The organism is Pelomonas cellulosilytica (assembly GCF_021353265.1).
GTDB lineage: Bacteria > Pseudomonadota > Gammaproteobacteria > Burkholderiales > Burkholderiaceae_C > Pelomonas > Pelomonas cellulosilytica.
The window spans coordinates 1-12,028 of the sequence record NZ_JAJTWU010000003.1; the positions used below are offsets into that span (position 1 = coordinate 1).

Here is a 12,028-nt window from a genome sequence, read left to right on the forward strand (position 1 = left end):
GTCGACTTCATGAACCGCGACGACCAGGACATGGTGGCCTTCTACCAGCGCGTGGCCGAGGCCACCGCCAGGCGCCACCTGCTGCTGGACCTGCACGGCGCTTACGTGCCCGCCGGCCTGCAGCGCACCTATCCGAACTTCATCACGCAAGAAGGCGTGCTGGGCGCCGAGTGGAACAAGATGGACCGACGCGTCACGCCGCGGCACAACCTGATGCTGCCGTACACGCGCATGCTGACCGGGCCGATGGACTACACGCCCGGGGGCTTCCGCAACGCGACGCCGCAGACCTTCGAGGTACGCGCCGTCATGCCGCAGACGCAGACGACGCGTGGCCAGGCGCTGGCGATGTACGTCGTCTACGACAGTCCGCTGCAGATGGTGTCCGACGACCCGTCCAACTACCGCGGCGAGACGGGATTCGACTTCATCAAGCGCGTGCCGACCGCGTGGGACGAGACCCGCTTCATCAGCGGCGAGCCGGGGCGCGACATCGTGCTGGCCCGCCGCAGCGGCAAGACCTGGTACATCGGCGCGATGACGGCCGAGGAGGCGCGCACGCAGCAGGTGCCGCTGGCCTTCCTGCCGCCGGGCCGGTGGCGCGCCACGATCTGGCAGGACGGCGAGGTCGTGCGCGAGGTGCGCCGCACGGAACACGTCGTGACAGCCCGGGACCGGCTGACGTTGACGCTGGCCATGGCCGGCGGTGCCGCCGTGGTGCTCGAGCCGCTCCCGTCCCCCTGACCCGACGAGAACACCAGGACTCCCTTCCATGAAACATCTCCAGATGCACTACAGCAGGCAACTCACCGTTCTTTCTCTCGTCGCCGCAACGCTCGTGGCAGGCTGCGGCGGAGGCGGTGGCACCACGCCGCCACCTCCGCCGGTGTCCGATGGCGGCACGACACCTCCTCCCCCTCCTCCTCCCCCCCCTCCCCCTCCTCCCCCGCCACCACCTCCCCCGCCTGACGGCGGTAGCGGGACTGCTGCCCCTGCCGCGAGCTGGACGAGCGTCAAGTTCGGCGGCGGCGGCTATGTCACCGGCCTCATCTATCACCCGACGACGCCTAACCTGCTTTACGCCCGCACCGACATTGGCGGTGCCTACCGCTGGAGCCCGGCAACGTCGTCCTGGACACCCGTCACCGACGGCGCGGGATTCGGCGGCGGCGAAGGCAGGTTCCACGGCGTGGAGAGCATTGCCCTCGATCCAAACGACGACCAGCTCGTCTACATGGCCACTGGCATGTACACCTTCGAAGGCAACGGGCGCCTCTACATCTCCAACGACCGCGGCGACCATTGGACGCACGTCCCACTGCCCTTCGCCCTGGGCGGCAATAACCCCGGGCGCGCCATCGGCGAGCGTCTGGTGGTCGACCCCAACAAGCCGTCGAACCTGCTCTTTGGCTCGCGCCAGGCCGGCCTGTGGAAAAGCACCGACGCCGGAAGGACGTGGACCCAGGTCACGTCGCTGTCGTCCGTCACGATGACGGCGGACCAAGTGCAGGCGGCGGGCGGCAGCGGCGTGGGCATTGGCGTGGTCGTCTACGACACCGGCACCCAGGGCAGCGGCACCGCCACACAAACAATCTACGCTGCCATCGCGCCGGACTACGTCAGCGCGGCGGGCTTGAGCTCCAGCCTTTACAGGTCCACCGACGGCGGCACCTCATGGGCCCCGGTCGCCACCCCGGTCACCGGCATGCAGATTCCGCACATGGTGCGCGCTGCGGACGGCATGTTCTACATCGTGTTCACGAAGGACAAGGGGCCGGGCGCGGGTGGCCCGGGCCGGCTGTACAGGTTCGACGGCAGCAGCTGGACGCTTCTCAAGAGCGAAGACCCGACCGCGGGGACGAACTTCGGCCTTGGCGGCGTGTCGGTCTCAGGCAGAGGCAGCAGCACGCGCATCGCGCTGGGCGTGAGCAACTCCTGGGGCAACTGGAACGGACAGCAGATCGTGCAGCTGTCCGACGACGCTGGCGCGACCTGGCGCGAGATCGAGGCGACGATGCCGGGCGACGTCACCTCGGGCTGGGTCGACGATGTCGAGATCGACCCGTCGGACCGCGACCACATCCTGCACGTGCATGGCGGCGGCATCGTCGAGACCCGCAACGCCTCGGCGGCCACGCCCGGATGGAGCCACACCGTCAAGGGGCTGGAGGAAACCGCTACGCTGGCGCTGGTCACGCCGCCCGCCAGCGCGCCGTACCGGTTCATCAACAGCGCGGGCGATGTGGGCACCTGGGTCCAGACCGACCTGACGGCGGCGCCGACCTACGGCCCCGGGCTGGGATGGAGCAACGGCAACTCGGCTGACATGGCGTGGAGCGACCCGCTTTATATGGCCGGCATCGGTGTCGTTAACGCCAGCGGAACCGTGCGTGGCTACTGGTCGGGCGATGGCGGCAAGACCTGGACCGACTTCGCCAGCCTGCCGGCCGGCGCGACGACCAGCGGCAGCGCCGAGGGCGGCATCACCGTCACGTCGCGCAACAACGCGATCTGGGCGCCGCCCAACGCGGTGCCCTACTACACCACCAACAACGGTGTGAGCTGGGTCGCCACCAACCTGCCGGCACTGACCGTCGTCGGCAACGGCTTCAACCGCGGATACCGCCTGGCCGCGGACCGTCAGAACCCGAACAAGGTCTACGCCTTCGACTCGGGCGGCGCGACGTGGAGCAACTTGCAGGGCAAGGTTTATGTCTCGACGGACGGTGGCCACACCTTCACGCTCAGCCAGGGCTCCGTGTCGGCCAGGATGGCCCCTGACTCCTGGTGGGCCACTTCGATCGCAGTGAACCCGAATGCGGAGGGCGATGTCTGGGTGGCCGACGGCAACACCGTCTACCACTCGACGGACTCCGGCGCGACCTGGAAGAAGCTGCCCAACTTTGCGACGGCCAACGACGCGTCCGGCGCCAGCGTCATCGCGCTGGGCAAGGCCAAGGCCGGGTCCACCTACTCGGCGGCCGTCTACGTCGTCGGGGTCATCAACGGCACGTGGGGTGTCTACCGCTCCGACGACGGCGGCGCCAGCTGGGCGCGCTTCAACGACGACACACACCAGTTCGGCGGCATCGGCGTCATGGCGGCCGACCAGGGCGTGTACGGGCGCCTCTACGTCAGCGGTACCGGCCGCGGCCTCCTGTATAGCAATTGAGCCCGCATGACCGCAACGCGCTCCGTCGCGATGACCATGGTGACTCGTGAATGAAACGCCGTGACCTCTTCGGCCTGGCGGCATGCGCCTCGGCGGGCGCGCTGGCGCTTCCGGCCAGCGCCGCTTCCCGCCCGTCGGCACTGGATGCCGCCGGGCAGTTGCGGGCGCTGCCGCTGCACGGGTCGCCCGATGGCTTTGCCTGGCGGCGAGTCGCCGAGGGGCTGCAGTTCCGCATCGGCGGGCTGACCAAGAGTGTGCTGCTCTACGGCCCTGGCTTAGTACGCGTGGCTGCCCACCTGGGCCAGTGCTACACCACGCAGCCCAGCATCGTCGTCGTGGCCCGTCCGCAGCCACCGGCCTTCGACGTGATGGACACCGGCGACCAGCTGGCGTTGACCGGCGCCGGCCTACGCGTGACGGTGGACAAGCTTAGCGGTGCGCTGACCTTCTTCGCAGCCGATGGCCGCCTGCTGACGCGCGAGCGCACCACGTCGCCCACCGAGCTGCAGCGCGTTGAGATCGCCGGCAGCCCGAGCTACGCGCTGACGCAGACCTTCGCGCTGACGCCCGACGAATCGCTGTATGGGCTCGGGCAGTACGACGAGCCCTACATGGACTACCGTGGTTGCGACGTGCGCCTGGTGCAGACGAACATCGGCATCGTCGTGCCCTTCATGGTGTCAACGCGGCGCTGGGGGCTGCTGTGGGACGTGTACTCCAAGATGGGCTTCAGCGACCGACCCGAAGGCTGCACCTTCACGGCCGAGAGCGCGCCCGCCGGCGCCGACTACTACCTGACCGCCGGCACCGACATGGACACCGTCATTGCCGGCTACCGCCGCTTGACCGGCGCGGCGCCCATGTTCCCCAAGGCCGCCTTCGGTCTGTTCATGAGCAAGGAGCGCTACCAGACGCAGCAGCAGCTGCTGGACGTTGTGAGGCGCTTCCGCGCGGAGCACTTCCCGCTCGACTACATCGTGCAGGACTGGCAGTACTGGGGCGGCGAGAAGAACGGCCCGAACGGGCCCGAATGGGACGGCCAATGGAGCGGCATGGTCTGGGACGCCGAGCGCTTCCCCGCCCCCGCCGCCATGGCCCGCGAGCTGCACGACCAGCTGCACGTCAAGCTGATGGCGTCCATCTGGCCCGGCGTCGGCAACGAAACCGAACTGGCCCACGAGCTGGATGCCCAGGGCCTGCGCTTCGAACCGCTGCACTGGATCTCCAAGAAGGCGCGCATCTACGACGCCTTCAGCGCCGAGGGTCGCCGCATCTACTTCAAGCATGCCAAGAAGGGCCTGCTGGACATCGGCGTCGATGCGCTTTGGATGGACGGCACCGAGGTGGAGGTGGGCGGTGCCGCCCATGACCCGCGCGAGGTCGAGGCCGACATCAAGGGCCTTGGGCGCAACGCGATGGGCGACTTCACGCGCTACCTGAACGTCTACAGCCTCGTGACGACCCGGGGCGCCTACGAGGGCCAGCGAGCCACGAGGGACAGGCGCGTGCTGACGCTGACCCGCTCGGCCTGGGCCGGCCAGCAGCGCTATGCGGCCATGGCGTGGTCAGGCGACACGACGGCCTCCTGGGCCACGCTTCGTGCGCAAATCGCCGGCGGTCTGAACGTCGCGATGGCCGGCCAGCCCTACTGGACGCAAGACACCGGCGGCTTCTTCGTCAACTTCGGCGGCGGCCAGCACAACCCGGCCTGGCGCGAGATGTACGCGCGCTGGAACCAGTTCGCCGTCTTCAACCCCGTCTATCGTATCCACGGCACCTCGGTCGACCGCGAACCCTACCTGTTCAAGTCGCTGGACCCGCAGGTCTACGCATCGCTGCTCGGCGCGGCTCAGCTGCGCATGCGTCTGCTGCCCTACCTGTACGGCCTGGCATGGCGCAGCACGCACGAGGGCTACACGATGATGCGGGGCCTGGCGATGGACTTCCCCGACCAGCCGGCTCTGCGCAAGGTGGACGACACGTACATGTTCGGCCCCGCTTTCCTGGTGCAGCCCATCACGCGGGCAATGTTCCACCCCGAGGCGCCGCCGCCGCTGACGGTGCCCGCCGCGCAGCTGCGCACGCCGGACGGCCAGCATGGCCTGGTGCTGGAGTACTTCGCCGGCATCAACTTCGACCAACCCGCCAGCCGCACCGTCGCCCCCCTCGTCGACCACCGCTGGCCCGATCCACCGCTGGGCAGCGTGCCGCCCGGCCTGTCGGGTCTCAACAACTTCTCCGCGCGCTGGACCGGCGAGATCACCGTGCCGGAAAGCGGCGACTACGAAGTCGGCGTCGAGGGCGACGATGGCTTCAGGCTGTGGCTGGACGGCCAGAAGGTCGTCGACGAATGGAGCGTCGGCGGTGCACGCTTCAAGGGCCAGGTCATGACCCTGCGCGAAGGCCAGGTGCTCAAGGTCCGCATCGACTACTTCCAGGCCGCAGGTGGGCGCTTGCTGCGCCTGGCATGGCGCACGCCGGCGCAGCGCCGCGAGCTCGCGGAAGCCCAGCGACACATCGACCAGCGCCAGGCGACGCTACTGCCAGGCGGCTGCGACTGGTTCGATTTCTGGACCGGCCAGCGCCACACCGGCGGCCGCAGTGTCCAGCGGGAATACACACTGCACGAGTTCCCGCTCTTCGTGCGGGCCGGCGCCATCGTGCCGCTCGGCCCGGTGCTGGAGTACACCGGCCAGCAGCCCGACGCGCCGTGGGAGATCCGCATCTATCCAGGCGCCGACTCCAGCTTCACGCTCTATGAAGACGACGGCGAGACCTACCGCTATGAGCGGGGCGAACGGGCCACCACCACGCTGCACTGGAACGACGCGCACCGCACGCTGAAGTTCGGTGCCCGCCAGGGCCGCTACCCCGGCATGGTGTCGCGGCGGACGCTGGAGGTGCGACTGATGGCGCCGCCCGGCCAGCACGAGCCGACCCGAACCGTCACCTACCGGGGCCAGGCGTTGACCCTGAACTTCGAGCCCATTTCCAAGAAGCCCTGACGATGAAGACCCCTATCTCCTTGCTGCTGGCCCTGCTGGCCGCGACCGCTCAGGCCGAGGTGCATCTGGCCGAGGTGTTCGGCGAACACATGGTGCTGCAACGCGATCGCCCGCTGAACATCTGGGGCCGGGCGACGCCCGGCAAGACGCTGGGCATCGACCTCGGTGGCCGCAGCGGCACGGCCCACGTCGGCGCCGATGGCCGCTGGCGCGTGCAGCTGGCCCCCCTGCCCGCCGGCGGCCCCCACCGACTCGTCGTGCGCGGTGACGAGACCGTCGTGCTGAACGACGTGCTCATCGGCGACGTCTGGCTGCTGGGTGGGCAGTCCAACATGGAATGGCCGCTCGCGCAGACCGACACCGGCCCACAGGAAGTGGCGTCGCCGCAGAACGCCCGACTGCGCCACCTGCGTGTGCCGCTGCGTGCAAGCGTCACGCCCGAGGCCGAGATCGCGCCGGCCCCCTGGGTGGTGGCAGAGCCCGGCCGGGTTGGCGAGTTCAGTGCCGTCGGCTACCACTTCGCGCGGCAGATGCAGACCGTGCAGGGCATTCCCATCGGTCTAATCGGCACCGCCTGGGGCGGCTCAATGCTTGAGACTTGGATGAGCCGCGAGGCCGCCCTGCGCGACCCCGACCTAGCGCCTGCGGTGCGTGCGCTGCCTACCGACAACGCCGCCTTCACCGCGGCCCTCGGTCAACGCCTGCTGCCCCGCGTCGCTGCCTGGCAGAAGGGACTGCCGCTCGACGGCGTGGACGCCACCGGCTGGTCCGCCGCGGCCGACATCGACGCCGACTGGCCCATGCTGGAGGCCCCTGGCAACTGGGAGGGCCAAGGGCTGGCCGACGTGGATGGCGTCGTCTGGATGCGCAAGCGCATCGAGCTGCAGCCGGCCCAGGTGGCCGGCGCGGCGCAGCTGCATCTGGCGAAGGTCGATGACTGCGACGAGGTGTGGGTCAATGGCCGGAAGGTCGGCGGCCAATGCGGCTGGGAACAGGCCCGCCACTACCCACTGCCGGCCGGCCTGCTGCGTGCGGGCAGCAACTGGATCGCTGTGCGTGTAACCGACACGGGCGGCGGTGGTGGCATCCACGGCAACGGCGCCGACCTGCGGTTGGACACGGCCGCTGGCCCGGTGTCGCTCGTGGGCGCCTGGCACGCCCGCGTGGAGAAGCTGGTGGCCGCCGGCGGCCCCGTGGCCAACAACGCGCCGGCGCTGGGCCACAACGGGCTGATCGCGCCGCTGCAAGGCCTGTCGGTGCGCGGCGTGCTGTGGTACCAGGGCGAGGAAAACGCCGGACGTGCGGCGGCCTATGCCGACGGCTTCAAGCGCCTCATCCAGGACTGGCGCCGCCAATTCGCGGATCCCGGGCTGCCCTTCCTCTTCGTGCAGCTGGCGTCGTGGATGCCCATGGCCGAGAACCGGCCCGACGGCAACGGCTGGGCGGAGCTGCGCGCCAGCCAGGCCGCGGCGCTGAGCCTGCCGCACACCGGCATGGCCACCGCCATCGACGTAGGCGACACGGCGGACATCCATCCGCGCAACAAGCGCACCGTCGGCCAGCGTCTGGCCGCGCTCGCGATGCATGAGCTGGGCCTGCGTGCCGCACCTGCCACGGGCCCGCGGCTGACCGGCCATCAGGCCAGAGGCGGCGAGATCGAGCTGCGTTTCGACACCACGGTCGGCGGCCTGCGCACCGCCCGCGCCGGCGAACCGGCGCGCGGCTTTTTCGTCGCTGGCGCCGACCGCCGGTGGGCGCCGGCACAGGCACGCCTGGACGGCGACCGCATCGTGCTGAGCAGCCCGGCCGTACCGGCCCCGGTGGCTGCCCGCTACGCGTGGGTCAACAACGCCAGCGAGGCCAACGTCGTCGGCGGCGAAGGCCTACCGCTGCCGCCGCTGCGCACGGACGACTGGCCACTGCAATCCGCCGGCCGTCGCTACGGCCGCTAAGCCCATCGAACTTCCCTCTTCCCGAAGGATCCCATGCACACGCTGTTCCGACGCGCCTTGCAGGCGCTCGCGCTGCTCGGCCTCATTGCCGCCGCACCCGCCCATGCCCACGAGACGCTCAAGCTCGAAACGCCAAAGCCCGACCTGGCGCCTACGCCGCCGATGGGCTGGAACTCCTGGAACAAGTTCAAGTGCGACGTCAGCGAGGCCCTGATCCGCAAGCAGGCCGACGCGATGGCCGAATCCGGCATGAGGGACGCCGGCTACCAGTACATCGTCATCGACGACTGCTGGCAGAAGAGCCGTGATGCCGACGGCAATATCCAGGCCGACCCCGAGCGCTTCCCGAGCGGCATCAAGGCGCTGGCCGACTATGTGCACGGCAAGGGCCTGAAGTTTGGCCTTTACTCCGACGCCGGCTCGCTGACCTGCGGCGGCCGCCCCGGCAGCGCTGGCCACGAGTTCCAGGACGCCCGCCAGTACGCCAGATGGGGAGTGGACTACCTCAAGTACGACTGGTGCCACACCGGCCCCCGCAACGCCGAGGCGGCCTACACCATCATGGCGAAGGCGCTACGCGAATCGGGCCGTGACATCGTGCTGTCCATCTGCGAATGGGGCACCGACCATCCCGAGCGGTGGGGGCCGACCGTGGGCCACCTGTGGCGCACCACCGGCGACATCTACGATGCCTGGGAAGGGCAGAAGGACTGGTCGATGGGCATGACCAACATCCTCGATCTGCAGGTCGAACGCGCCGCCGCGGCCGGCCCCAATGGCTGGAATGACCCCGACATGCTGGAGATCGGCAATGGCGGCATGACAGTGACGGAGTACGAATCGCACTTTTCGCTGTGGGCGATGCTGGCTGCGCCGCTGATCGCCGGCAACGACATGTCGAAGATGGACGCGGACACCGTGCGCATCCTGACCAACAAGGACGTCATCGCCGTGGACCAGGACCCGCTGGGCAAGCAAGGCCGCCGCGTACTGCGCCAGGGCGACCTTGAAGTATGGGTGCGTCCGCTGCAGGCCGGCGAGTTCGCGGCCGTGCTGTTCAATCGCGGCAAGGCTGCCGCCGACATGACACTGAACTGGGATCGCCTGGGCCTGCCCGCCACGCAGAAGGCCGATGTGAAGGACCTGTGGAGCAAGAAGGTCGCGAAGAATGTCAGCGGCAGCTACGGCGCCAAGGTCGCCTCGCATGGCGTGGTCATGGTGCGCGTCACGCCGGCACGTTGAGCGGCTGACGGGCACCGCCATGATCCACCTTCTACGTCTGGGCGTGGCTATATGCCTCAGCCTTCTCGGCGCCATCGCCGCCGCGGCGCCGCGTAGCAGCGAGCCGCTCAACCGCGACTGGATCTTCACGCTCGGCGACCCGGCCGGCGCTCAGGAGCCGGCGCACGACACCTCGACCTGGGCCCGTGCCGACCTGCCCCACTCGTTCTCCGAGCCCTACTTCCTCGGCACGGGTTTCTATGTGGGCCATGGCTGGTATCGCAAGACCCTGGACCTGCCCAAGGGTGCGATGGGACGGCGCATCTCGCTGGAGTTCGACGGCGTCTTCCAGGACGCGGCCATCTGGGTGAACGGCCGCAAGGCCGGCCGCCACGTGGGCGGCTACACCGGCTTCAGCGTCGACATCACGCCGTTTGTGAAGTCCGGTGCCAACCTGCTGGCGGTGCACGTCAACAACGAGTGGAACGCCCGCGTGGCGCCGCGGGCGGGCGAGCATGTGTTTTCCGGCGGCATCTACCGCAACGTGCGGCTGGTGATGACGGACTCGGTCCATGTGGCCTGGTACGGCACCTTCGTCACCACGCCGCAGGTGTCCGACGACGAGGCCACCGTGCGCGTGCAGACCGAGCTGAAGAACACGCGCTCCCGGGCGGTCAGCGTGACGCTGGTCTCCGAGGTGCTGGACGCCAGCGGCAGGCGCGTCGCGCAGCAGCGCAGTGAACGCTGGGTCCCGGCCGGTGGCGCCGCCATCGACGTCCAGACGCTGCCGCGCATCGCCCGCCCGCGCTTGTGGTCGCCGGAGACGCCCTACCTCTACAAGCTAGTCAGCCACCTGTCCGTGAAGGGCCGGCCGGTGGACCGCTTCGAGACGCCGTTCGGCATCCGTACCCTCAGGTTCACGGCCGACCAGGGCTTCTTCCTGAACGGCAGGCACTACTACATGGTCGGCGCCAACGTGCACCAGGACCAGGCCGGCTGGGGCGACGGCGTGACCGACGGCGCTGCGCGGCGCGACGTGCAGATGGTCAAGGACGCGGGCTTCAACTTCATCCGCGGCTCGCACTATCCGCACTCGCCGGCCTTCACGAAGGCCACCGACGAAATCGGCCTGCTGTTCTGGTCCGAAGCGCCGTTCTGGGGCATCGGCGGCTTCGGCGCCGACGGCAGCTGGCTGTCCAGCGCCTACCCGCCAGACCCGGCTGACCGCCCCGAGTTCGAGGCCAGCGTGCTGCAGCAGGCTGCTGAAATGATCCGCATCCACCGCAACCGGCCGTCCGTCGTCATCTGGAGCGCCAGCAACGAGCCGTTCTTCACCGTCGGCGAAGCGATGGAACCCATGCGCGAGTTCCTCAAGCGCGAAGTCGCCTTCATGCACGCGCAGGACCCGACGCGGCCGGTGGCCATAGGCGGCGCCCAGCGCGGGGGCATCGACAAGCTGGGCGACGTGGCCGGCTACAACGGCGACGGCGCGACGCTGTTCATGAATCCCGGCGTGCCGTCCGTCGTGTCCGAATACGGCTCCACGATGGTGGACCGCCCGGGCGCGTTCGAGCCCGGCTTCGGCCTGATGCCCGAGACTCCGGACCAGAAGGCCAGCCTCCGCCCCTTCTCGTGGCGCTACCCGTGGCGTTCCGGCGAAGCGCTGTGGTGCGCGTTCGACCACGGCTCCATCGCGTCCATCGAGTTCGGGTCCATGGGCTTCATCGACTACTTCCGCCTGCCCAAGCGCCAGTACCACTGGTACCGCACGCATTACCGCGGCGTGCCGGAGCCGGTGTGGCCGGTGGACGGCACGCCGGCGCAACTGCGGCTGCAGGCCCACCAGACCGTCCTTCACGGCACCCAGGGGCTGGACGACGCCCATCTCGTCGTCAGCGTGCACGACGCGGCCGGCCGCGCACTTAGCAACTCGCCGGACGTGACGCTGAGCATCGTCAGCGGCCCGGGCAAGTTTCCGACCGGCCGCAGCATCCGCTTCAGCAACAAGTCGCTGGTGGCCATCCGCGATGGCCAGGCGGCCATCACGTTGCGCTCCTACTTCGCCGGGGAGACGGTCGTCGAGGCCACGTCGCCTGGACTGAAGCCGGCGCGCATCACGATCACCACCACCGGGCCGGACCGCTTCATCGCGGGCCGGTCGCCGCTGGAACCGGACCGGCCGGTCATCGCCTACCCCGCGATCCACCGCCAATCGCTTCCCGACGACCCCATCAACGTGACAACCAGCCGCCCCACGGCCAGCAGCGGTTCGCAAGCCGGCCACGAGGCGCCGCTGGCCAACGATGGCGATGCAGCGACTTTCTGGCAAGCCGACGCCCAAACCGGCGAGGCGTACTGGATTGGCCACCTGGAGAACGTCTATGCGCTGCACTGGCTGTCGGTGCAGATGCCCGACGACCAGGGGCCGGACTTCGTCGTGGAGATCAGTACCGACCAGCTTGGCTGGCGCCAAGTCGCTGACGTTAAGGAACGCCGCCAGAACCATGAGATCGCGCTGTTCGATGTCGGTCACAAGGCGGCCTTCCTGCGCATCCGCTTCCCGGCCGTCACGCCGGATCATCCGGCGCGACTCAGTGAAGTTCGGGTGTTCGCCAAGCCCGATCACTGACAAGCTGTTCGGGCCATGAAGCAGCGCCGCGTGGCCGATGAGCCGACCA

The 12,028-nt window shown here is 69.2% G+C and carries 6 protein-coding genes; all 6 read left to right on the forward strand.

Translation table 11 applies throughout. The annotated features are described in order from the left end of the window. A partial coding sequence (locus LXT13_RS07525; protein ID WP_233371223.1) for a glycoside hydrolase family 97 C-terminal domain-containing protein occupies window positions 1–744 on the forward strand: 744 nt, incomplete at its 5' end. A 28-nt stretch (window positions 745–772) separates the two neighbouring features. Beyond that, window positions 773–3,172 (forward strand): beta propeller repeat protein, encoded by a 2,400-nt coding sequence (locus tag LXT13_RS07530; protein WP_233371224.1) that lies wholly within the window; start codon window positions 773–775, stop codon window positions 3,170–3,172. Window positions 3,173–3,222: 50 nt separating this feature from the next. Beyond that, the gene (locus LXT13_RS07535; protein WP_233371225.1) at window positions 3,223–6,177 is read left to right on the forward strand and encodes a glycoside hydrolase family 31 protein; all 2,955 of its coding nucleotides are present in this window, start codon (window positions 3,223–3,225) and stop codon (window positions 6,175–6,177) included. 2 nt (window positions 6,178–6,179) lie between these two features. After that, window positions 6,180–8,129: a sialate O-acetylesterase gene (locus tag LXT13_RS07540; RefSeq protein ID WP_233371226.1), complete on the forward strand. Its 1,950-nt coding sequence runs from the start codon at window positions 6,180–6,182 to the stop codon at window positions 8,127–8,129. Between the two features lie 33 nt (window positions 8,130–8,162). Continuing rightward, entirely contained in the window at window positions 8,163–9,371 is a 1,209-nt protein-coding gene (locus LXT13_RS07545; RefSeq protein ID WP_233371227.1) for a glycoside hydrolase family 27 protein, read from the forward strand. Between the two features lie 19 nt (window positions 9,372–9,390). Continuing rightward, window positions 9,391–11,979 carry a glycoside hydrolase family 2 protein gene (locus tag LXT13_RS07550; RefSeq protein ID WP_233371228.1) on the forward strand — a complete coding sequence of 863 codons (2,589 nt, stop codon included), beginning with the start codon at window positions 9,391–9,393 and terminating at the stop codon, window positions 11,977–11,979. Window positions 11,980–12,028 lie beyond the last annotated feature (49 nt).